Here is a 22,992-nt window from a genome sequence, read left to right as displayed (position 1 = left end):
GTTTTAAATTTGGGGAATTTGTGTGGCTGGGCTAGCAGGATTCGAACCTGCGCATGACGGGATCAAAACCCGTTGCCTTACCGCTTGGCGATAGCCCAACTAAAGAACTAACCTCAAAAGTTAGTAGCCATAGTTTAATGTTTTAACTACCCATTTGTCAAGACATTTATCAACTTTTCTTGCAAGTTGTTGTAGTTTGTCCTTATTTTGAGAAAGTAAATAAAAACATGACCCTGTTCCAGTCATTCTAAATTCAGGATCTAACCCTTTAAGATAATGATTGAATTCAGGATATTTTGCAAAAAAAACTCTCTCAAAGTCATTATGCATAACCTTTTTATCAAAACCTAAATCTTTAGATAAATAATTAGTCGTTTTAATAAGCTTTTCGCTTTCAAAAAACTCTTTTGTACTTATATGGATATCTGGCTTAACTAGCAATACGTATTGCTGTTTGAATTTCTTATAATATAGTTTATCCCCTATTCCTTCGGCCCATGCTGATTTACCATATAAAAATATTGGCACATCAGCACCAAGTTTGGTAGCTAATTCCATCATATCTTGATTAGACAGCTCAGGCATATAAAAATCTCTCATAGCTATAAGAGTTGTAGCGGCATTAGAGCTTCCACCACCAAGCCCCGCTCCCATAGGTATTTGCTTTGATAACTCAACATCAACACCTACATTGGGAACTTTGAAAGCTTTTTGAAACTCTTTTATAGCTTTATAGACTAAATTATCAGTTTTTGATGAAATATCTACATTACTTGAAATATTAATTTCAGATGAATCATTAAATCTAAATTTCAAACTATCTTTTAGGTCTAAAAATGTAAACCATGTTTGTAGATTATGATAACCGTCATCTCTCTTATTTAGTATGTGTAAGAAAAGATTAATCTTTGCAAAACTTTTGTATTCTTTATAGTTTAGATCTGCCATGATTTTATGACTATTTTTATTATTAAATTATCCCTAGACATTCTTATTCTTGATGGTAGAGGATATTTAGAATCAACAAACTTATAACTCTTATATGAGATATTCCAACCATTTTGTTCCAACATTTCTACAAGGTTGTTATGATTTAGCTTAGACTTATATTTGATACTAGGAATAGCTACGCCTTTTATCCAGTACTTTAAGCCATCTACAGGTACATACCAGCCCAACTGCTCTATCATCAATGATTTAGCATCTTTTGCCTGTATTTTTTGTCCTTTGCTATTTTCTAATGTTACTTGATTAGAGTCACCCTTAATTTGAACACTACCTATACCTAAAGGTCCGTATAGTTTAATACTAAATTTATCATCATCCTGAGTATATATGTAATTTGCTGATTCAGCTTTATTATTATAAATGATTCCTAAAACACCTTTTATTTTCCAACTATCAAGCTTAAGAAGCTGAGGCTTTATCTTATCTTGCTCAAAAGTATTTTTTGGAGATATTGGAGTCATTTTTGTTTGTACAGTAGTACAAGATACTACTGTAGTTGCAAATAAAGAAACTAATAAAAGCTTATATATCTGCTTTATACCTATTTTTAACTTTGACATAATGATTAGCATTTTCTTGTATAATTTTTCTTTCTTGATCACTTATTGGTCTGATTTTCTTTACTGGAGACCCTAAATACATATAGCCAGATTCAAGAATCTTCCCTGGAGGGACTAAGCTACCTGCACCTAGAAAAACCCAAGGTTCAACAACTGCTCCATCTAAAATTATAGCCCCCATACCTATTAGGCAATTATTCTTAATTTCACAACCATGCAATATAACACCGTGACCTACTGTAACATCATCTCCAATAGTTAGAGCAAATCCTTCTCCAGAATCTTTTGGATATTCTGTTGTATGCAAAGTACTACAATCTTGAATATTAGTACCTTTACCGATAGTAATTGTTAATAAATCACCTCTAACACTGACTTGAGGCCAAACAGAAGCGTCATCTTTAAGAATGACATCACCTATTACAGCAGCGGATTCATCAACGTATGCAGAGTTGGCAACATTTGGATTTTTACCATTAAAGCTTCTTATACATCTAGACACAATTGATCCTTATTTTTCTTATTCACATTATCTCTTAATGATATCAGACTATAGTTTTCTTGTTTAATTTTCTTATTCTTACTAAATGGTTGTGCATAGCCATAACTATCAATTATAAATAAGGGTATCGCATCCGGGTTATCAGTAAAGAAAGTCTCTAGCGTGTAGTTTTGCGTAATATTTGTACTTCTTATACTAGCCCCTTGATTTAATCTATCTATTAATAGATTAAAATCAACGCCTTCATCAAAAAGTAACGTTGCAAGATTTGTTTCTATAGCTCCAATTCCTTTATAACTTTCTTTTTGAGATGTTCTTAGCACATAAGTATTTTTAGAGCCAAATTCATGCTTATATTTAACAGCTGATACTGCATTTACATATTCACTAGTCGACAAACCTAGCATCGAACCAATACCTACTAGATTAATACTCCAATCTGCATGAATCGAAACTGGACTTCCATAATATGTGTTTAAACCAAGTTGACGACACTTTTGAACATTTGCCCAAGATGAATCAGTAATAATAACTTCTATATCATTTTTAACAAAAGTTTCTGCTAACTCACGAGCAAACTTATTACCACCAATTATCAAAAAGCCTTTACCTTCTGGTTCTGTAACACCTAAAGCCTTTGAAATTGCTGGGGTAAAAATACTTTGGAAAATAACTGTAAATATAATTATCATAAATACGAAAAATACTAGAGTATCTGCTTGAGATGTTAACTCTGGATTTGATCGACTAACTTTAACTGCTACTAAAGCCGCTACAGATGCAGCTATAATTCCACGAGGATAAATCATCCCCATAATAACCTTTTCTGCAAAAGTTGTTTTTGACCCTATAGAACATAAAATAACTACAGCAGGTCGTAAAACAAACTGCAAAAATAAAAATATTTCTATCAGTGCTAACCAGTAGTCTTTAAATAAGCTAAAATCAATATCAGCTCCTAATACAATAAATAACACAGAAATAATTACTATACTAAGATTCTCTTTAAATGACACAATATCAGACATTCTAATATCTTTCATATTTGCCATTACAAGCCCAGCAACAGTAACCATTAACAATCCAGAACCATGCATTAGAGAGTCTGTAATTATAAATCCTACAACTATTACAGCTAAAACAAAAAAACTCTTAAGATATTCCGGAATATAGTGCCTTCTAAAACTTAATCCAATAAAGTACCCAAAGATAAAACCAGTAGTAACCCCTAAGATGCAAACAAATAATATATATGCAATAAATACACTAACCCCATTAGGTTGACCATAATAAGAGCTTCCTAGAACAAACCAAGAAAGCATAAATACAACAACAAGAGCACCAATTGGATCAACTATTATCGCTTCCCATTTTAAAATATTTGCAACATGTCTTTTAGGTCTAACTGTTCGCATAAGAGGAGGCACTACAGTTGGTCCACTAACACAAGTTATTCCTCCAATTAATAAAGATAACTGAAGATTTAAACCTAATATTTTATGACAGAAAATAGCAGTGAATATAATTGTCAGAGCTAAACCAACAGTAATAAGTAAAGTCACAACACTACTAACATTCTTAATCTCTCTAAAATTTAGAGATAAACTCCCCTCAAAAAGAATTATAGCAACACATATTGATACAAATGGTGATAAAGATTGGCCAAATATAATATTGCCATCCACAAGCTTAAAACCACTAGGAAAAAACTGTGCTGAAACAGGGCCCAAAATAATACCACTTAATATTAAAAATAATATTGATGGTAGTTTTAGTTTCCATGATAGGAACTGAGAGACAATAGCAGAAAACAATATTAGTCCTGAAGCTAACATAATGTAGTTAGATGAATGTAAAAATGCTTCGATGCTATTATGCAAAATCAACTCCCAAAAGAGATAAAACCTTAATTGGAAACTAAGATATTATATTATATTAATTTTTTTATCAATCTATAAGAGCCATCATACTTATGCTTATGCTAGATATACACTGATAAATCTAAAGTTAGTGTATTCATATATTGGTTATTATATAAGCGTTGATAAGAGTATTCTGGTCCAAGTAACACATTATTATCAAAATATGCTCTTTGCGCTGAAATAATCCATTGGTTCTTTATCCCTGAGCTTGCAAGACCAAAGTTTGGAGATGCATTAGCTAATGGCATTGGAATATTTGCTGCATTATATGATTGACCATATGTAACGTTAAAGTTAGTATCTCTACCTCCTAAAGTAAGCCCATAAGCTAAACCTAAATACCAAGCTCCAGCATTTACATTGGTACCATTTTCATTAAAGTCCTCAGCATTAGTCGTTGTTGACCAACCTCCTTGAAACTGAGCAATGCCTCCTAATACTGAATACGCTAATGTCCCATCAAAATTTATCACACCAACATTATCATTAGCCCTACCAATATTATCAAGAAATTGAGATATACTGCTATTTCCAGCTCCTGCAATATTAAAAACATACCCCGCATTAAAACCAACTGAAAGATCTTGTGTCCAGGAATCTGCATAGAAAAAACCTGCTGAAAAGTTAGCACGATTATCATCAGAGCCAAAGACTGCTATATTAGTATTAATTGTGTCATTTTTATAATTTATCGATACATTGGTAACTTTATCTGGCGATAAGAAATCATCGATAATACCACTAGTCCAAGGCCCACCACCACCATATGAGCCAACGGACAGCTTACTTCTACCAGCTGTTACGAAGAAAGGAGATGTATCTAAGTTACCAAAAATTACAAAAGCATTACCTATACCAAAACTACCTGTTTCATCTGTATCAAAATCAAATTGAGCCGTGACATAATGACCAAGATTTGAGAGGAAATAAAGCTTTGAGTTTGTTAAATAGATGTTCTGACCTGTAGATTGAAAGTTTGCAGCTCCTGCTGTCCTATTTATCTGACTACCAAACCATGCCTGTGCATCGGCTTCTATATACCCTCCAAAAAATACTGAGTAGTCATTAAATGAATCTCTTTGCCCTAATATGGTAGATGCAAAAAGATTACTCGAGATCATTCCTATTGGAATGCTATTATTACCAGAATATGATCCTAGATAAGTTATTTGACCTTGAGTTGTAATAGCTGGTGTACCTCCAACATCAATCTTACCATTTGAGATAAAAACGCCGCTTTTATTCATATCATCATCTATAGAATCATCTGCTTCTATAGATGATGTTATGTCAGCAGCATCAGCATTATTTAGCTCATTTGTCGTAAGGTCTAAGTTATGCCCACTAGTAATTGAGGTATTATCAATTTTTGAACCATAAGTAGCAAATGATGAGCTTGAATTAGATCTATTTATATTTTTTGATTTTTTTACCTGACTTATTTGCTCTTTCAATGAAGTTATCTGTTGCTGTAATGCTAATAGATCTTTCTTATCAATACTAGAAGTAGCTTCTCTGTCAGTAGAAGATTCTGCTAACGCATAGATTGGTATCGTGAAAATTATTAGAAGAATTAGAATAAATCTCACAATAGTGACGGTTGTAGATTAAAATTGCTTATAAACTACTTCAGATCTAAGATATTCTAAATATTATTTTTTGATAGCTCTTATTAAAAATTAATAGCTTAAACTACATTTTCTTTATATATTCAGCAGCATTCTCATCTAATGAAATAATACCTGTATTTGCATCATAATAAACAAGCTCCGCATAACGAGCCCAATCAATAAAGGTATCAAAGACTCTTTCAGCTATATCTACTGGGTAATAATCATCTAATTCTGCTAAGAATCTACTTCTTGGTGCTGACTGATTTTCTCTTTCATTTAAAACTTTAACAACATGACGCGCTAAAGGAATATATTTTAAAAACAATCTACCAAAGATGAACTTTCTATCATCAATGTTTGAATCAATAAATTTACGCCCCATCGCTGTCATTTTGATATCACCATCTGAAACCTCGGCAAAACGCAAAATAGAAAGGATCTCGATAATTGGGAATAAGTCATTAATATCTAGATGTAGCTCATCTGCAAGCTGCGGTAGATCAACAGCATCAACATTTTTGATTTCTGCCATTTCATCCAAAAGACCATTCATCTCAGAAATATCAACATCTGGAAGCCTATAACCAATCGTCATAGCAGTTTTCTTGTTCATACGTTCTGAAAGCTCTTTAGTCTGCGCTGTTGTCATCATACGATAAACCTGATCGACAAGGTTCGCAACAACTGGATCTTGGGAGCTTCTTGGGTGAGGAATATTTATTTTTAATTCACCACGAATAAACCCTGGGTTACTACCAAATATAATAATCCTATCTGCTGTTAAAACAGCCTCTTCAATACTATGAGTAACATACAAAATACCTTTCATAGCATCATTTTCTTCCCATAGATCAAGTAAGTCTTCTCTAAGGTTTTCCGCAGTTAAAATATCAAGAGCTGAGAATGGTTCATCCATAAGTAAAACATCTGGTTCAAGAACTAGAGCTCTTGCAAAACCAACACGCTGCTTCATCCCTCCAGAAAGCTCTTTAGGGTAAGCATTTTCAAAACCATCAAGACCAACCATATCAATAGCTTTTAACGCTCTTTCCCTACGTTCTTTGAGGCTTATTTTACGCGCTTCAAGCCCTAGTTCAACGTTTTGTAAAACTGTTAACCAAGGCATAAGAGCAAAACTTTGAAAAACCATTGAAATATCTGGTACTGGCGCAGATACTTTTTTACCTCTATATAGTACTTCACCATTTGTTGGGCTTAAAAGTCCTGCTATTATTCTTAATAGTGTTGATTTACCTGAACCTGACTTTCCTAATAAGGCAACAATTTCACCTTCATGAAGTATAAAGTTTATATTATCTAATACTTTAAGAGAATGGCCTCCCTTAATATTAAACTCCTTATTAACCTTTTCTACTGTAAATATTTTCTTACTCATTTTAAAAAATCCTCTATGCTTTACATATTCATACTAAAACGATTTTCTGCATAGTTATATAATCTGCGCCAAAACAATTTATTTGATGCTACAACTAAAATACACATAACAATCACACCCAAAAGAACATTAGCTGTATGATCTCCAGGCATATTTGTATACTTTGTAATATAATCACCTAAACCTGAAGCTTGAATTACAGAACCCTTGCCCCAGTTTATGTACTCACTAATAATACTAGCATTCCAAGAGCCTCCTGCTGCTGTAATTGCTCCAGTAACATAATAAGGCATTACAGCAGGGATTAAGAACTTCTTAAGTTTTGCTATCCCTTTTAACTGCATATTTGTAGCAGCAAACTTCAACTCTTCTGGGATAGCCGATGCTCCTGCAATAACGTTAAATAAGATATACCATTGTGTCCCAAGAGCCATTAATAAAATACACCAGATATCAAAATGTAGATTAAACATTACTACTAACGTCCCAAAAACACCATATAAAACGTTGACAGGGAAAGCCGCTGCCATTTGAGCATAAGGCTGGACTTTTTGAGCTATCTTAGGTCTCAAACCAATCCATATACCTATAGGAACCCATATTAAAGATGTAATAAGTATCAAAACAGCGACTCTAGCACCTGTAAATAAACCATACATAAAAACTTTTAGAGTTTCTTCTATACCTATATTAGGATTTTTTACATAAATAGTTTGATACATCGAAAATAGTAAAAGTAAAATAACAATAGAAATAATTACATTCCAAAAAATTCTCTTAAATGCACTCTCTGACTTCTCAGCCTTACGATGGACTTTACGATTATAAGCTTTATTAAGATCCTTTTTAAATATCTTAATATTCACTACTTTATTTGAAATTTTAGCTAAAAATGAGGTGAAAACTTTTACAGCTAATGATTTTTGTAGAATATTTAAGAACCATGACTTACTATGTGCTTCTGACGGATTATCTCCTATGACAAATTTTTCAGACCATGCAACCAATGGTCTAAATAAAAGCTGATCATATAGTACAATCGTTATTAACATTGTAACTATCGCAGCTCCTACAGCTCCAAAGCTTTGTGCATTATTAGCAGCATCAATAAAAGATCCTATGCCTGATAAGTTTATTGGTATTGATTGCGAAGCACTGAAATTAACAATTATAGTTTCAGATGCAACTATCATAAACCAACTTGCCGACATCGACATCATAGTATTCCAAACTAAGCCAGGCATCGAAAATGGTACTTCAACTTTCCAGAACTTCTGCCATGGCGAAAGTTGGTACATTTCAGCTGCTTCATTTAGCTCTTTAGGAACAGTTTTTAATGATTGATAAAAACTTAGTATCATATTCCATGCTTGTGCTGTAATAATACCAAAAATCACAGCGGCCTGAGCTCCCCATAATGAGGTTGGAAATAGTGCTAAAAAGCCTGTTACAGTTATAGCAAAAAAACCTAGTACAGGTATAGACTGTAAAATATCTACAACTGGTATAATCAGACTCTCTGCTCTCTTACTTTTTGCCGCCCATGTACCGAAAATAAATGTTACTAATAAGGAAATCCCCAAACCAATAAACATTCGAATAGTTGTTTCTGCTGTATAATAAGGTAGCAGCCATAAGTTTAATGATATTTCCGAATACTTTTCAACGCTTGTTTGACTGGTATAGTCAACTGCACCTCCAAGATTAGAGGTTGACCAAACAAAAATACATAGGATTAAAAGTATTATTGATAAAGCAAAAACATCCCACTTTGTGCGAGATACTTTTGCTGACATATTTGCATTATATAACCTTTTCATATGTCAAAACCTTTTGTTTTTTACATAACGCTTTAAGTATAAGTGATTTATATTTGTTTTTGTATTATTAATTTCTTTATATTTTTGTTAAAATCTAGACACTATAAGATTTGTTACATCAGAAAAATGAAAAAAGAACAAAGAATTATTAAAGTACATCCTGGTGAAAGAGTGTCTTGCCCAACAAAATACCACGAAAATTGGAACTTACATCCTCGAGTGTATATTGATCTTAAGGATAAAAAAACAAATACTTGTCCATACTGTGGTACAACTTTCAAAGTTGAGAAGTAAACCTAATCTTTTTTAGATTCCTCTGATTTTATAAAATAAGTCTTTTCCCCTTTATATTCACTTTTATAAAGGTCAACTTTCTCTCCAACTAAATAATTCTTATCAGGAAATTGTTCAAAGGTTACCGGTGTTGTTTTACCATCTTGTAAAACCTGGTACTTATATTTACCAATAATATCATCCTTATTCGATACATAAATATAGCCTCCTCCAGCTCCTACAAGAGCTCCTGTCCCGGCTCCAACGATCGCTCCTGTACCAGCTCCTACACCTGCCCCTACTGCCGCCCCTGAGCCAGCTCCTACACCTGCTCCAGTTAGAACATCTTTTTTAGTTTCATCTTTTTTCATTTGCTCTTTACTAATTAGTTGCTCTTCAGATTTAACAACTCCTGGTCCAAGCTTAGTGATCTCAGGATTGCTTGAACAAGATATTAACAATAATGAAAGAGCGATTGGCGAGTATTTCTTCATAAATTTCCTTAGATTGATATATTTTCTGCTATAGTAATCAAATTTGATTTTAATATTTAAAAGACTGCACACAATGACTTAATCGGGTCAAAATAGATATAGTTACTTTCTGGAAAATTTTCATTACTTCCCTCTTTGGATAATTCCGAAGAAATTATATATTCGCGACAATTAATTATAAAATTAATATTTCTTATTTTATATATAAGTAAAATTGATAAATTTTTTATGAAAATAATTCAGGTAATAATTAGCTAGTACGAATAAATGGAGAACCTAAGGCTTATTTTAAATTATCTAAAACTAAATCTTCTAGGTAATAAATACGCTGCATCTTCTTATCTTTAGATCTTTTATCTGAACCAAGATATACACCAATATAAACATTATCACCTTTTTTGAGAGCATAAAATGTAACTGGTTGATTATATTTATTTGAGAAAGTCCATACAGTTGATTTCTCACTACCATAATCATCTCCCTTAACTTCAAACTCTTTTGGATGTTTTTTAATAGCTTTTTTTATAGCATCATAAACTTGTTTGACTGTTGTTCCTTGTTCCATTTCAAGACTATTAATACCATCATTAACACCAAAAAGACCATCTTGAACTGCCACATTTCCCCCAGCAAAAGGAATACATCCAGATATAGCTAAAACTAGAGATAAAGCTAAGCCAATTATTATTTTTTTCATCTATAAAGTCCTATTATGAAATAATATCCTATAATAACAGCAAATAAAGATACTAACACACTTACAAGTACATATCCTAAGGCTATAAACATCTCGCCTCTTTGTAATAAGTTTAAAATATCTAAACTAAAACTTGAAAAAGTTGTAAAGCCTCCTAAGAATCCTGTAACAAAAAGAGATCTTACATAGGTTGAGATATCTTCATTAAAAAGCTTTGTTTCAAGCAAAAAAGCCGCAACCATTCCTATAACTAACGAACCTATAACATTACAAAATAAAATTCCTAAGGGAATTTGCTTTGAGATACTTGCTGTTGCTTGAGTTAGTGCAAATCTCGACATTGCACCAAGACCTCCACCAATTCCTACCAATAATAATAAAGTCCCCATCTAACTCTCCAATATTTCGCGTGCGCCCAATTCTATCATCTTTTGGGCTAATTGTTTACCTAAAGCCAAAGGATTCTCTCCAGTTATACTATGTCTTAATATACGATCTCCATTACTACTAGCAACCATTGCAGTAAGAGTTATTTGCTCATCTATAATTTGTGCATAAGCTCCTATAGCTACATGACAACCACCTTTAAGCTCTTCATTAAATGCTCTTTCTGCACTAGCAACAATATAGCTTTCTGCACAATTAAGCTTTTGTAGAATCTCAAAAAGTTCTTTATCCTTTTCTAAAGCCTCGATAACAACAATACCTTGACCCACTGCTGGTAATGATATATCTGTTGGGATAAATTGTTTTATCCTATTTTGAAGCTCCAAACGAATAAGCCCTGCACCTGCTAAAATTATCGCATCATAATTTCCTGCATCTAATTTTGCTAACCTTGTTTGGACATTACCTCTTAGCTCTTTTATCACAAGATCTTTTCTATAGTTAAGTAATTGGGATTTTCGACGCAAGCTAGATGTCCCAACAACAGCTCCTTGAGGAAGATCATCTATAGAACTATAGTTGTTTGAAACAAATGCATCGCGAGGATCTTCTCTTGGCATAAAACTTGCTAGACAAAAACCTTCTGGTAACTCATATGGAACATCCTTAAGAGAATGCACAGCTATATTAGCCTTATTATTTTGCATTGCAACTTCTAACTCTTTCATAAAAAGAGCCTTACCTCCAATCTTATTGAGAGGCTTATCAAGAATAATATCTCCTTGTGTTTTCATTGTGCTAATTCGACAAGGAATATTTAGTTCTTTCTCTATTCTGTTTCTGACAAAGTTCGTCTGCCATAATGCTAGCTTACTATCTCTACTAGCTATAACTATTTGTTTCATATATTAAATGCTTTTGCTATAAAGTTAGATATATCTTTTATTTCTTCTATACACACGGAATGTTGCATCCCTGAGTAATGTTTATATTCATTACTAAAACCATTATCCCTAAGCTTAGAAGATAGGTCTTTACCTAATACTTCGGGTAATACTTGATCATGAGTTCCATGACATACTAATATCGCAGCATCTTCATTTATTTCTGCAATATTATCTTTAAACTCATCCCAAGCAGGTAAATACGTAGACAGTGCCATCAAACCTGCAAATTTACGCTTAGACAAAATAGTAGCATAAGTTACAATAACCCCACCTTGTGAGAAACCTGCTAAGATAATATTCTCACTAGAAATACCTTGACTAACTTGTTCATCTATTAGATTGTTAAGCTTTTCGATTGATGTATTTATACCTTGAACATCTACAACTCTATTTAAGCTACCTGCATCTAATGATTTAATATCATACCAAGCTCTCATCTGCATTCCCATATTTATGGTAACAGGCATTACATCTGCATGAGGGAAGATAAAGCGAATGTTTTCAATAGATACATCAAGATGATCTACAATATCAACAAAATCATGTCCATCAGCCCCAAGACCATGTAACCAAATAACACAAAATTTTGCTTGACCTTTTGGTTCAATTAATTCGTAATTCATAATTTTTCTAAACTCTAAATAATTAAAGAAAATGATACATTAATTTATATGATTTATTAACCACTAGAGAATATAAATAACATCAAAAGCCTTATATATTAAGCAATTCCATGGGGGAAAACAATAATTCACAGCCGTTGTGGATAAGTATGTTTATATATATATGAAATTTCTGTGTGGAATCTTTAACTATCTTTTAGTGAAGTAAATTTCACCACTCTAAAACCCTTATAAATCAATACATACAGAACATAAGTTAAATATAAAAAAAGACTCTTTTTGATTTTTCACAACCTGTGGATAAAACTGTGAGTTTATTGTTAGAATGTGGTTAACTTTCTTCTATAACCTTGAAGAAAGCCTCTTGTGTTACAAGGTTTACAGAGGTATTTTGTAATTTTAAAATATCATTTAATTCATACTTCCCACTTACAGAAAGTTTTTTAGTCATTGCCAGATCTGCTATAGAAACCATTAATCGACCTCTTTCTAATTTTTCGATCACAGTTGCCTCAAATTCTAAGTTTGGATTCTGTAATAGGTAAACAAGCTTCCAATGAGAATTAGAAAAACGTTCAGTCTGCCTATTTGTTCGAATAGGAATATCAACTTGAGCAATTATATTGTCAACTTCTTCTGCTTGTAATAGTGTTTCTTGGCTTAAGAAATTTCTAAGCTGATAGTGAACAAGTAAATCAAGGTATCTTCTTAATGGGCTTGTAACTTGCACATAAGTATCTAACCCCATACCCGCATGCATAGCAGGAGTCGTCGAGTACTTTCCTCTTTGTAATTTCTTACGTGTAGCAAACATATCTGCAATTGAATTAAGATTATCTAAATGCTCTTGCTCGAGGTCATGTTCAGGTTGGGTTGAAAAAGGCACTGCAATATCATTCTCTATACAAAACTGGCCTATAGCAACCCCTGCCATTAGCATAGTATCTCTGATAAGAGTCCTTGAGTTTAATCTTGGTAGATCTGTTAATTTAACATTTTTATCTTCATCAAGGCTTATCTTGATCTCAGGAAAATCGAGCTCTACAGCTTTTTGAGACAAGCGCTTCTGAGTAAATTTTTTTGCATAAGCGATTATATCTCCAAGCTCCAAATCTTCGATATGCCCCTCTGCAAATTCATATGAGTGTCTTGTTACTTTTATCTTACTAAAACATATTTCAACATCGTGGATATCTCCTTGCTCACTAACTGTAAAACCTACAGATAAAGCTGGAGAAATATCTTTTAGCCCTAGTCCAAGCTCTTCAGTAGCTTGTTGCGGAAGCATAGAAACTATCTTTTCTGGAACATAAAGGTTTGAACCTCTTGCTCTTGCTTCTAGATCTACTTCATCACCAAAACTTATACTTGATGATGGATCTGCTATGTGCACCCACATTTTATTTCTATCTGAATCCCAACTTATTGCATCATCAGGGTCATTACTGCCCTCATCATCAATTGCATAAGCTATTAAGTGTGTTAGATCGACTCTATCAGCATCTGAATCACAATTATATACAAACTCTGCAGGGTTATTTTCAAGTTCTGCTTTATATCTATACAAATACGGATTATAAAACTCATCCCAATAACCTACATCTAGCAAAAGCTTATAAGCACTGTTCTCAGACTCTTCCATATTAAGATATTTGAATAAGCGACAATTTGGACTTTTTAATGTTGCTAGAGTTGCAATCTCTTTTAAAAACTTCTCATCCTCTGGAGCATAACTTTTTTGTTTTACTCGTTCTATAAAATCATTTAGTTCTTGCTCTTTTTTTTGCTTTTCTTGTCTTTCTTTAACAATTGCATTACGCTCACTTGAAGAATGAACCATGATATTAAAGTTATCATCAAAACTAAAATACTCACCTTGAGATACCAGTGACCATACTGTATATGCTTCATTTATACCTACACTCTCAAATAAAAGCTCACATAACTCTTCTATAGTTGTACTTTGTTGCTCTTGTAGTAAATCCCAAGTCATTTCTAACTCAGAGATATCCAGTTGCTCTAGACTATCAAGTTCAAAATCACGACCTGCATGTACTAATAATTGAACATTCTTAGGAGGTAGCTTTATATTTTTACCATCTAAAGTTTCTATTTCTATTTTTTTATCTAAAACATCAATAACCTTCGCAGGTTTTGATTTAAAAATTACTAAAGAATTTTTTTGCATTTTTATTTAAGACATCCTTTAAAATTTATATGAATAAAAGTGAATTACAATAAAATATAAAAGTAACTTGTCAATTATACTACTTCATATTTTTAGGAGTTAGGCTCTTTCGTCAAAAGTTTTTCATATAGATTATACGTTTTCATTACCATTTTATTCATAGTAAACTCTCGTTCAACCCATTGTTTTGCATTTTTTGAAGATTTTATTCTTTCATCAGAATTTTCAATAAGATAGTCTATCTTATTTTCTAGATCTGCTATATTACCTTTTTCAAACGTAAGCCCTCTTTCATTATTTTTTACAATCTCAGGCATTCCTCCAACATTTGAGACTATAGGACAACACCCAACAAGTATTGATTCTACAAGAGCAAAAGATAATCCCTCAGAGAAAGAAGGTTGAACATACAGGTCAAATGATTTTACATAGTTTGCTGGATCTTTTTTAGACCCAAGAAATAAAACCCTATCTGAAACCTCTTGCTTAACAAGTCCTTTTAAATTCTTTTCACAACCTTCACCAATAACCACAAGGCAAATATTTTTGTCTTTCTTCTCTAAAATAGAGTTCATCGCTTCAATAAGCAATTCAAGACCTTTAATTTTTCTATAGTTAGCAACCACTCCTACTATTAAGGTATTATCAGGGATAGAGTACTCTTTTCTTAAGCTTATGTCTTCAGATATATTTAAATCTTTATATTCAATAGATTGATAAATAGTTGTTACTTTATCATGAAACCTCTTATAGCTAGTTAATTGCTTATTTATACATTCAGATAAGGCTATAACATGAGAAAGATTGGGACTTAAGTAAGTTATATATTCTGTAGGATCAAAATACTTAATATCCCTAACGATCCCTCTACGACAAATAATCTTAGGTTTCTTTTTTAAAAAAGTTACTGCTAAGTTTATAATGCCTAAGTATCTATTACTGACACAATGAACAATATCAATATTTCTTTCTTTAATAACTTTGCGAAACTTGCTTATACCTTTGAAGTCAAGCTTTGATGATGGATGTCCTATCTCTACAAAATCCACGCATGTTGGAAGTTTTTTAAAATTCTCTAAGTTGCCAACACTATATATTCCTCGAACATGATCATATTTTTCTACAATTTTCTCAAAAAAACAAAAAGTTTTATCAAAATACTGATCGTTAGGAGAGTCATACCCTCCAATCATAAGGACATTCATACTTACTTCTCTTCTTTCTTAACAGCTATACCTAACTCGTTAAGCTGCTCTAAAGAAACCGTAGATGGTGCTTCTGTCATTAAGCAACTTGCTGTTTGAGTTTTAGGGAATGCTATTACATCACGAATATTTGTAGTACCCGTTAATAACATAATCAATCTATCAACGCCAAATGCAATACCTCCATGAACAGGAGTACCATAAGATAAAGCATCTAGCATAAAGCCAAATTTCTCACGAGCTTCTTCATCAGAAATACCAAGCAAATTAAACACTTTTGCTTGGATATCTTCTTTATGAATACGGATAGATCCACCACCAACTTCATAACCATTGATAACCATATCATACGCTCTAGACATTAGTTTCTCTGGATCAGTGCTTGTAAGCTCTTCAACAGACTCAACACTAGGTGCTGTAAATGGATGGTGCATTGCATATAAACGATTATCATCTTTCTCAAACATTGGAAAATCAACAACCCATAAAGGAGCCCATTCTTTATCAAATAAGTTAAGATCTTCACCAACTTTAGCTCTCAAAGCACCCATTGAATCATTTACAATCTTAGTTTTACCAGCGCCAAAGAATAGTAAATCTCCTTCTTGTGCACCTGTCTTCTTAATAACATTGAACAATGCATCTTCAGAAATATTCTTAACGATTGGGGATTGAAGACCTTCTTTACCCTGGGATAATGAATTAATCTTAATATAAGCAAGACCTCTAGCACCATAAATACTAACAAATTTAGTATATTCATCGATCATCTTACGTGTCAGCTTCTCATTACCTTGAGGGATTCTCATAGCTATCACACGTGATTGTGAATCATTTGCTGGTCCTGAGAAAACTTTAAACTTTTCATTTTGCATATCTTCTTTGATATTAACAAATTCAAGAGGAATTCTTAGATCAGGCTTATCTGAACCATATTTATCCATAGCATCAGCAAAACTCATTACTTGGAATGGTGTACTAAACTCTGCTCCTACAGTCTCTTTAAATAATCCAGCAATCATTTTCTCCATAGTAGACATAATAAACTCTTCATCAATAAATGAAGCCTCAATATCTATCTGCGTAAATTCTGGTTGTCTATCTGCTCTTAGATCTTCATCACGGAAACATTTAACAATTTGATAATATCTATCAAAGCCAGATACCATTAAAAGCTGTTTAAATAATTGTGGTGATTGCGGCAAAGCATAAAATTTACCATTAAAATTACGGCTTGGTACAAGATAATCTCTAGCACCTTCTGGAGTAGCTTTTGTTAAAAATGGAGTTTCAATATCTAAAAAACCATTATCATCTAAAAAGTTACGTACATAACGAATAGCTTTTGAACGTGTAATCAATTTATTTTGCATTTCTGGACGACGTAAATCTATATAGCGATACTTCAGTTTGATGTCCTCACCAGTCGCTTGGAAATCATCTAATTGAAATGGGATCGTCTTAGACTTATTGATAACTTCAATAGTATCACCAATAATCTCTATTTTACCACTTGCTAAATTTTTATTCTCTTGACCTTCTGGTCTTAGATTAACCACACCTTCTGCTTGAATCACGAATTCAGATCTTACACTGTCAGCAACACCAAAGTTTGCATTATCTGGGTTAAAAACTAACTGAACAAGTCCTGTTCTATCTCTTATATCTAAAAATATAACTCCACCATGGTCTCTACGACGATGAACCCATCCACAAACTGTAACTCTTTGGTTTTCTAACTTTTCATTAATATCTGAACTATAGTGCGTTCTCATTTAAACTAACCCTTTAAAATTTTTTTATAAATAAATAGACAAAATTTAATCACCATATTATAGCAAGAAATAATAAAGAAGACTAAATTTGAGCAAAATCTTTACAAAATAAATTTTATAGTAATATACTTTGTAATAACTATGACTTTTATTCAAAATTATAAAATATGCAGAATATAGAAAATATCAAACTTGACTACTTAAGCTTAGATGACTACCAAGAGCTTAAAGAAGCAATGATAGAGGTTTATAACAATGTTAGAAATCCATACTGGGAAAACTATGAAATAAGTACACTAATAAAAAAATTTCCTGAAGGACAAGTCGTAATTAAGGTTAATGATCAGTTGGCAGGATGTGCATTATCAATTATTGTTGACTATAAAAAGTTTGGCCATAAACATACTTATAGAAAAATAACAGGTAATGATACTTTTAATACTCATAATGATGAAGGTGACGTTTTATACGGTATAGATCTATTTGTTAAACCTGAATTTAGAGGTATGCGTCTAGGCCGTAGATTATATGATTATAGAAAAGATCTATGTGAAAGACTAAACCTGAAAAGCATAATTTTTGGTGGTCGAATACCAGGATATCATGAGTATGCAGATCAAATGTCTCCTCAGCAGTATATAAACAAGCTCAAAAGACAAGAGTTGCACGATCCTGTTCTTCACTTTCAATTGAGTAATGATTTTCAACCAGTTAGGATAATAAAATCATATTTAGATGGGGATACCGAGTCTAATGATTATGCTGTTCTACTTAAATGGACAAACATCTATTATGAAGAAGAGCAGAAAGAAGCAGCCCCAATCAAAAAAGATGTTCGCTTAGGATTGATCCAATGGCAAATGCGCCCATATAAAGGTCTAGATGAGCTAATGCAACATGCGGAGTATTTCGTAAATGCAGTATCAAACTACAGATCTGACTTTGCATTGTTCCCAGAATTTTTTAATGCTCCATTAATGGCTGAAAATAACCACCTATCAGAGCCTGAGGCAATTAGAGAACTTGCAAAACATACCCAATTTATTACTGATAAGTTTTCTGAATTTGCCGTTACATATAATATAAATATAATAACGGGAAGTATGCCAGAAATGAAAGGTGAACGACTATACAACGTTGGTTACCTGTGTCGTAGAGATGGTACTATAGAGAAATATGAAAAACTTCATGTAACACCAGATGAAGCTATGGTGTGGGGTCTTCAAGGTGGCAGTAAGCTAGAAGTATTTGACACTGATTGTGGAAAAATAGGTATCCTAATTTGCTATGACTCCGAATTTCCAGAGTTAAGTAGAATACTTGCTGAAGATGGTATGGATATTCTTTTTGTTCCATTTCTAACAGACACACAAAATGGTTTTTCTAGAGTTAGAAACTGCGCTCAAGCAAGAGCTATTGAGAATGAGTGTTATGTTGCTATCGCCGGTAGTGTTGGTAACCTACCAAATGTACATAATATGGATATTCAATATGCCCAATCAATGGTATTTACACCTTGTGATTTTGCTTTCCCAGCTACAGGAATAAAAGCAGAGACAACTCCAAATACTGAGATGATCCTGATTGTTGATGTTGATATTAATTTATTACGTGAACTCAATCAATTTGGAAGTGTTAAGAATCTAAGAGACAGACGCAAAGACCTATATACATTAAAACGCAGTGATTAGAAAAATCATACTATTAATTGTCTAAGCTTTCTATTTAGATACGGTGATAAAATAAATAAGATAATTGCTGCGCCACATCCTAATAAAGTGAAATAACTAAACGCTTTTGAGTATGTATGTATTGTCTCAACTGGTGCAAGTGTAGCAGATTTACCATTGCCACTAATTAATATTCCAAAACTTGCGGCCATGAAGTTGGCAAAAGCTGAACTTAAAACCCATACCCCCATAAAAAAGCCAACCATCTTTTTAGGGGATACAATACTCACCATTGCTAAACCTATTGGACCTATAAATAATTCACCTAAAGCCTCGAAAAGATAACTTAAATTTATCCACCACGATGAAATGATACCGTTTTTAGCAGTCAGAGGAATCGCTACAACTAAAATAAAAAATGACAGCCCCATAATAAACAATCCCTTAGCGAACTTTGTCGGATATGCATATGGATTTGTTCCATATTTACGGCTTAGACAAGTATACATTGGTCCAAAGAGAATTATAAAGAAAGGTTCTACAGACTGATAAGCACTAGCAGGAATATCGAATCCAAATATAACTCTATCAACATTCCTTTCTGTAAAAACATTCATTATTCCACCACTCTGCTGTAACAGAATCATAAATATCATATAAAAAATAGTTAGTGTAACTGTAATATAAATCCTACTTCTATCATTAGCTTCTGAAACTCTAACAAAATATAAGATTATTAATAATGTAATAGCTCCTATTAAATATAAAACCCTGCTTGCCCAAATAGGATAAACAAGCAAAACAAAAATAAAACCAGTCAAAGCACACAAACCTACAGTTATAATTGCTGTAAACTTATATCTGTCGACTAAAGACTTTGTATTTTGTTTAATATCTTTATAGTGTTTTGAACCTTTTATAAATATAAACAAACCCACTAGCATCCCTAAACCAGCAATACCAAACGCTAAGTTCCAACCAATTGTCACCGCTATATATGAACAAACAATTGGTGCTGTTATAGCGCCAAGATTCATACCTATATATAGTAAAGTAAAACCTTCATTCCTTTTATATTCAGTATCTGTAAACAGTGCTCCTGTTATTGCACCAATACTAGGCTTAAACAAACCTGTACCAACTATGACAAAACTTAACCCTAGGAAGAAATAAATATGCTGAGGATTAGGAACAATCATTACAAAATGTCCTAAAGCTATTAGTGAAGCTCCGACAATTATAGATCTATATTGGCCGATATACTTATCTGCGATAATCCCTCCAATAATTGGTGTACCATATACCATCGAAGCATATGCACCATAAATAAGATAAGTTTTAGCATCAGATATATCAAAAAACTTAAATAAATATAAAATTAGTAATGCTGTAATTCCATAGTAACTAAATCTCTCCCATAGACCAGCTAGGAAAAGATAAACCATTCCTTGAGGATATTTAGACTGCTTGGTTATAGTCAATGTCTTCATCTGTTTTATCCTTTCTTGCCGTTGCTTTTATAAATGCTTGTTCGATATCACTTTTAAGATCTTCAACATCTTCTATACCTATTGAGAGTCTAATTAAACCATCACTTAAACCTTGCTCAAGCCTAACCTCCCTAGGAATTGATGAATGAGACATTAAGGCAGGAATTGATGATAAACTTTCAACCCCGCCAGCACTTACTGTTATAGCAAATAACTCTAACTTCTCTAGAAATGCTTTTGCTAAGCTATCACTACCATTTAGCTCAAGACTTAGAACTCCTCCAAAACCCTTCATCTGCTCTTTTGCAAGCTGATAATCTGGACTACTTTCTAGGCCTGGATAATACACTTTTTTGACTAATTCATGTTGCTCAAGCCATCTAGCTATTGTTAGAGCATTATGATTATGCTGCCTTACTCTTAAAGCTAATGTTCTTAATCCCCGTGTAGCCAAGAAACTATCAAATGGACTTGATACTGCTCCCCCAGCTAGATGAACAAGATCTAACTTTTTTATTAGCTCATCATTATCTTTTACAACGATAACGCCACTAATTACATCCGAATGTCCACTTATATACTTTGAAGCTGAATGAATAACTATATCAGCTCCAAAAGAAATAGGCTTTAAATTATAAGGAGTAGCAAAAGTGTTATCGACAACAAATATTAAATCATGCTTCTTACAAAACTGACTTAACCTTCTTAGATCAACGACTCTTAATAAAGGATTTGATGGTGTCTCAACCCATACCATTCTGGTATTTTCTCTAAGGTTTTCTTCTAAATTATCTAAATCACTCAAGTTAGCATATGTTGCTTGAAGTCCAGATGAGTGTTTTTTAACTTCTTCAAATAATCTATAGGTTCCACCATATAAAGCATCAGTTGCTATTATATGACTATCTGCACCTAAAATATCTAATACTGCATTAATTGCAGCAACCCCAGATGAAAAAGCATAGCCTTTTTTTGCCCCTTCCAGCTCTGCAACAGCCTGCTCATAACTAGATCTAGTAGGATTGCCTACTCTGCCATATTCAAAAGCTTTTTCACCACCTGGACTTTGTTGACGATAGACTGAAGAGGTGTAAATAGGTGTCGTTACTGCACCTGTTACTGGATCACCTGGATTACCTGCATGAACAGCTAGAGTATCGATTTTAGAATTTATAATGGTCATATCTTTGCTCCCATAAATTTTAATTGCTAAAACGATGAGAACAATATTATTAATGTTTTCGCTTTAGCAGATTTTATCTAGCGCCCGCAATTTGAAATAAATCAGCGCTTTTTTAAATTAACTTGTTACTTTTTATGCTTTATTACCATATTCTTGCATATGTTTTGCTGTACGCTTATTAGTACCGTACATAAAGTGATTTTCCATTCTCTCTAAGTATTTACTTGCTGGCACTTGCAATCCAACAGCATCTGCAACCTCCCTAATTAACATAGGGCTAGCACCACAACACACACCCAGATAATTAACTCCTAGATCATAAGCTTTCTTAGCAAAATCTCTAATTTCATAACGATTACAGAATAAAGGATCTAATGCTGTAGGGAATGTTCTACCATGAGGGGCACCACAAAGACAACCATTTTCATCAGGTAAGTTAAAAAATGTAGTATGATCATTTGTTGTTCTATAAGGAACAGGTAATGCCGCAACATGGCATTTAACAGCTTTACGAATTTCTGCTATATCAGGAAGCATTGTATGAGGACCTCTGAAACAGTTCATACCAACCACATCAGCACCACGTTGCTCTAACTCCTTACAAGTATCCACAATACTCCAGCCATCACGCATAACATTCTCACCAAATGGCGCTATTGTAACTACACAAGGTAAACCTGTTTTTTTCATAATTTCTAAAGCAGCGAAAGCCTCTTCAGCATAATAGAATGTTTCACCAATTAGTAGGTCAGCACCTTCTTCAGCAGCCCATCCTATCATCTCGCTAAACATACTTTTAACTTCTTGCTGTGATTTTTGATCATCTTGTTGCCAAATATTTGAATTAGAAATATTTCCTGCTAATAAATTTGGTTGTACACCTTCTGGTGTTGAGTCAGCAACTTTCTTAGCAATTCTTAGAGCTTGTCTATTTAATGGCTCAAGCAAATGCTCTTTACCAATAACTCTTAGCTTCTCTCTATGACCATTATATGTAAATGCTTCAACAATATCAGATCCCGCATGTTGAAACTCTCGATGTAGGTTCTCTAAAACTTCAGGATGTTCAAGCGATACCATTGGTACAAACTCACCTGATGCTAAATAACCACGACGCTCTATTTCAAATAGGAAACCTTCTGCACAAATTACTGGACCTTTATTAAGTCTTTCAAGTAGATTCTCTTTTTTCACTTTGGATAATCTCCATGTTTTAGTTAATAAACAAACTTTTTGAAT

At 33.1% G+C, this 22,992-nt stretch carries 20 protein-coding genes and 1 tRNA gene; 2 read left to right on the top strand and 19 right to left on the bottom strand.

The annotated features are described in order from the left end of the window. Positions 1–23: 23 nt before the first annotated feature. The 8 genes from F7310_RS00740 to F7310_RS00705 all read right to left on the bottom strand — a co-directional run bounded on the left by F7310_RS00740 (position 24) and on the right by F7310_RS00705 (position 8,821). Positions 24–98, bottom strand: a tRNA-Gln gene (locus F7310_RS00740). Positions 99–120: 22 nt separating this feature from the next. Continuing rightward, positions 121–948: a 4-(cytidine 5'-diphospho)-2-C-methyl-D-erythritol kinase gene (gene ispE, locus F7310_RS00735; protein ID WP_072711171.1), complete on the bottom strand. Its 828-nt coding sequence runs from the start codon at positions 946–948 to the stop codon at positions 121–123. Next, positions 936–1,580, bottom strand: coding sequence for a lipoprotein insertase outer membrane protein LolB (lolB, locus tag F7310_RS00730; protein WP_072711170.1), 645 nt, complete (start codon positions 1,578–1,580; stop codon positions 936–938). Before lolB ends, ispE begins: the two co-directional genes overlap by 13 nt. Continuing rightward, complete coding sequence (locus F7310_RS00725; protein WP_072711169.1) at positions 1,531–2,070, bottom strand: gamma carbonic anhydrase family protein; 540 nt, start codon at positions 2,068–2,070, stop codon at positions 1,531–1,533. Before F7310_RS00725 ends, lolB begins: the two co-directional genes overlap by 50 nt. After that, positions 2,055–3,905, bottom strand: a complete 1,851-nt coding sequence (locus F7310_RS00720; protein WP_414654035.1) for a cation:proton antiporter — start codon at positions 3,903–3,905, stop codon at positions 2,055–2,057. The genes F7310_RS00725 and F7310_RS00720 overlap by 16 nt, the downstream gene beginning before the upstream one ends. 146 nt (positions 3,906–4,051) lie before the next feature. After that, positions 4,052–5,581 carry a DUF3573 domain-containing protein gene (locus F7310_RS00715; protein ID WP_236939877.1) on the bottom strand — a complete coding sequence of 510 codons (1,530 nt, stop codon included), beginning with the start codon at positions 5,579–5,581 and terminating at the stop codon, positions 4,052–4,054. A gap of 103 nt (positions 5,582–5,684) precedes the next feature. Next, positions 5,685–7,001 carry an ABC transporter ATP-binding protein gene (locus F7310_RS00710; protein ID WP_072711166.1) on the bottom strand — a complete coding sequence of 439 codons (1,317 nt, stop codon included), beginning with the start codon at positions 6,999–7,001 and terminating at the stop codon, positions 5,685–5,687. Positions 7,002–7,021: 20 nt separating this feature from the next. Beyond that, positions 7,022–8,821 carry an ABC transporter permease gene (locus F7310_RS00705; RefSeq protein ID WP_072711165.1) on the bottom strand — a complete coding sequence of 600 codons (1,800 nt, stop codon included), beginning with the start codon at positions 8,819–8,821 and terminating at the stop codon, positions 7,022–7,024. Between the two features lie 126 nt (positions 8,822–8,947). Between F7310_RS00705 and F7310_RS00700 the strand changes: the two genes are divergently transcribed. Beyond that, a complete protein-coding gene (locus tag F7310_RS00700) occupies positions 8,948–9,115 on the top strand; it encodes a zinc-finger domain-containing protein (protein WP_072711164.1) in 168 nt (55 codons plus the stop codon). Between the two features lie 2 nt (positions 9,116–9,117). Here F7310_RS00700 and F7310_RS10570 read toward each other — a convergent pair whose 3' ends face one another. The 8 genes from F7310_RS10570 to aspS form a co-directional block, all read right to left on the bottom strand. Further along, positions 9,118–9,588: a hypothetical protein gene (locus F7310_RS10570; protein WP_072711163.1), complete on the bottom strand. Its 471-nt coding sequence runs from the start codon at positions 9,586–9,588 to the stop codon at positions 9,118–9,120. 283 nt (positions 9,589–9,871) lie between these two features. Beyond that, positions 9,872–10,285, bottom strand: coding sequence for a hypothetical protein (locus F7310_RS00690; RefSeq protein WP_072711162.1), 414 nt, complete (start codon positions 10,283–10,285; stop codon positions 9,872–9,874). Beyond that, positions 10,282–10,674 carry a fluoride efflux transporter CrcB gene (crcB, locus tag F7310_RS00685; RefSeq protein ID WP_072711161.1) on the bottom strand — a complete coding sequence of 131 codons (393 nt, stop codon included), beginning with the start codon at positions 10,672–10,674 and terminating at the stop codon, positions 10,282–10,284. Before crcB ends, F7310_RS00690 begins: the two co-directional genes overlap by 4 nt. Beyond that, a complete protein-coding gene (hemC, locus tag F7310_RS00680; protein ID WP_072711160.1) occupies positions 10,675–11,577 on the bottom strand; it encodes a hydroxymethylbilane synthase in 903 nt (300 codons plus the stop codon). Beyond that, positions 11,574–12,242, bottom strand: coding sequence for an alpha/beta hydrolase (locus F7310_RS00675; protein WP_072711159.1), 669 nt, complete (start codon positions 12,240–12,242; stop codon positions 11,574–11,576). The genes hemC and F7310_RS00675 overlap by 4 nt, the downstream gene beginning before the upstream one ends. A gap of 331 nt (positions 12,243–12,573) precedes the next feature. After that, positions 12,574–14,430, bottom strand: coding sequence for a ribonuclease catalytic domain-containing protein (locus tag F7310_RS00670; protein WP_072711158.1), 1,857 nt, complete (start codon positions 14,428–14,430; stop codon positions 12,574–12,576). A gap of 92 nt (positions 14,431–14,522) precedes the next feature. Further along, positions 14,523–15,635 (bottom strand): glycosyltransferase family 4 protein, encoded by a 1,113-nt coding sequence (locus F7310_RS00665; RefSeq protein ID WP_072711157.1) that lies wholly within the window; start codon positions 15,633–15,635, stop codon positions 14,523–14,525. Positions 15,636–15,637: 2 nt separating this feature from the next. Beyond that, complete coding sequence (aspS, locus tag F7310_RS00660) at positions 15,638–17,410, bottom strand: aspartate--tRNA ligase (protein WP_072711156.1); 1,773 nt, start codon at positions 17,408–17,410, stop codon at positions 15,638–15,640. A 167-nt stretch (positions 17,411–17,577) separates the two neighbouring features. Between aspS and F7310_RS00655 the strand changes: the two genes are divergently transcribed. Then, positions 17,578–19,101 (top strand): bifunctional GNAT family N-acetyltransferase/carbon-nitrogen hydrolase family protein, encoded by a 1,524-nt coding sequence (locus F7310_RS00655; protein WP_072711155.1) that lies wholly within the window; start codon positions 17,578–17,580, stop codon positions 19,099–19,101. A 5-nt stretch (positions 19,102–19,106) separates the two neighbouring features. Here F7310_RS00655 and F7310_RS00650 read toward each other — a convergent pair whose 3' ends face one another. The 3 genes from F7310_RS00650 to F7310_RS00640 all read right to left on the bottom strand — a co-directional run bounded on the left by F7310_RS00650 (position 19,107) and on the right by F7310_RS00640 (position 22,947). Next, positions 19,107–20,570: a peptide MFS transporter gene (locus F7310_RS00650; RefSeq protein ID WP_072711154.1), complete on the bottom strand. Its 1,464-nt coding sequence runs from the start codon at positions 20,568–20,570 to the stop codon at positions 19,107–19,109. Further along, complete coding sequence (locus F7310_RS00645; RefSeq protein WP_072711153.1) at positions 20,539–21,753, bottom strand: trans-sulfuration enzyme family protein; 1,215 nt, start codon at positions 21,751–21,753, stop codon at positions 20,539–20,541. Before F7310_RS00645 ends, F7310_RS00650 begins: the two co-directional genes overlap by 32 nt. Positions 21,754–21,885: 132 nt before the next feature. Then, positions 21,886–22,947 carry a homocysteine S-methyltransferase family protein gene (locus F7310_RS00640; protein ID WP_072711152.1) on the bottom strand — a complete coding sequence of 354 codons (1,062 nt, stop codon included), beginning with the start codon at positions 22,945–22,947 and terminating at the stop codon, positions 21,886–21,888. Positions 22,948–22,992: the final 45 nt, after the last annotated feature.

Origin of the sequence: Francisella uliginis (assembly GCF_001895265.1) — a bacterium.
GTDB classification, from domain to species: Bacteria; Pseudomonadota; Gammaproteobacteria; order Francisellales; family Francisellaceae; genus Francisella; species Francisella uliginis.
This window is presented reverse-complemented; position numbering and strand designations above follow the sequence as displayed.

Excerpts from the sequence above, each read along its gene's own strand:
- ispE (WP_072711171.1), bottom strand. The coding sequence starts at position 948 with ATGGCAGATCTAAACTATAAAGAATACAAAAGTTTTGCAAAGATTAAT.
- lolB (WP_072711170.1), bottom strand. The coding sequence starts at position 1,580 with ATGCTAATCATTATGTCAAAGTTAAAAATAGGTATAAAGCAGATATAT.
- F7310_RS00720 (WP_414654035.1), bottom strand. The coding sequence starts at position 3,905 with ATGTTAGCTTCAGGACTAATATTGTTTTCTGCTATTGTCTCTCAGTTC.
- F7310_RS00710 (WP_072711166.1), bottom strand. The coding sequence starts at position 7,001 with ATGAGTAAGAAAATATTTACAGTAGAAAAGGTTAATAAGGAGTTTAAT.
- F7310_RS00705 (WP_072711165.1), bottom strand. The coding sequence starts at position 8,821 with ATGAAAAGGTTATATAATGCAAATATGTCAGCAAAAGTATCTCGCACA.
- F7310_RS00700 (WP_072711164.1), top strand. The coding sequence starts at position 8,948 with ATGAAAAAAGAACAAAGAATTATTAAAGTACATCCTGGTGAAAGAGTG.
- F7310_RS10570 (WP_072711163.1), bottom strand. The coding sequence starts at position 9,588 with ATGAAGAAATACTCGCCAATCGCTCTTTCATTATTGTTAATATCTTGT.
- F7310_RS00690 (WP_072711162.1), bottom strand. The coding sequence starts at position 10,285 with ATGAAAAAAATAATAATTGGCTTAGCTTTATCTCTAGTTTTAGCTATA.
- crcB (WP_072711161.1), bottom strand. The coding sequence starts at position 10,674 with ATGGGGACTTTATTATTATTGGTAGGAATTGGTGGAGGTCTTGGTGCA.
- hemC (WP_072711160.1), bottom strand. The coding sequence starts at position 11,577 with ATGAAACAAATAGTTATAGCTAGTAGAGATAGTAAGCTAGCATTATGG.
- F7310_RS00675 (WP_072711159.1), bottom strand. The coding sequence starts at position 12,242 with ATGAATTACGAATTAATTGAACCAAAAGGTCAAGCAAAATTTTGTGTT.
- F7310_RS00670 (WP_072711158.1), bottom strand. The coding sequence starts at position 14,430 with ATGCAAAAAAATTCTTTAGTAATTTTTAAATCAAAACCTGCGAAGGTT.
- F7310_RS00665 (WP_072711157.1), bottom strand. The coding sequence starts at position 15,635 with ATGAATGTCCTTATGATTGGAGGGTATGACTCTCCTAACGATCAGTAT.
- aspS (WP_072711156.1), bottom strand. The coding sequence starts at position 17,410 with ATGAGAACGCACTATAGTTCAGATATTAATGAAAAGTTAGAAAACCAA.
- F7310_RS00655 (WP_072711155.1), top strand. The coding sequence starts at position 17,578 with ATGCAGAATATAGAAAATATCAAACTTGACTACTTAAGCTTAGATGAC.
- F7310_RS00650 (WP_072711154.1), bottom strand. The coding sequence starts at position 20,570 with ATGAAGACATTGACTATAACCAAGCAGTCTAAATATCCTCAAGGAATG.
- F7310_RS00645 (WP_072711153.1), bottom strand. The coding sequence starts at position 21,753 with ATGACCATTATAAATTCTAAAATCGATACTCTAGCTGTTCATGCAGGT.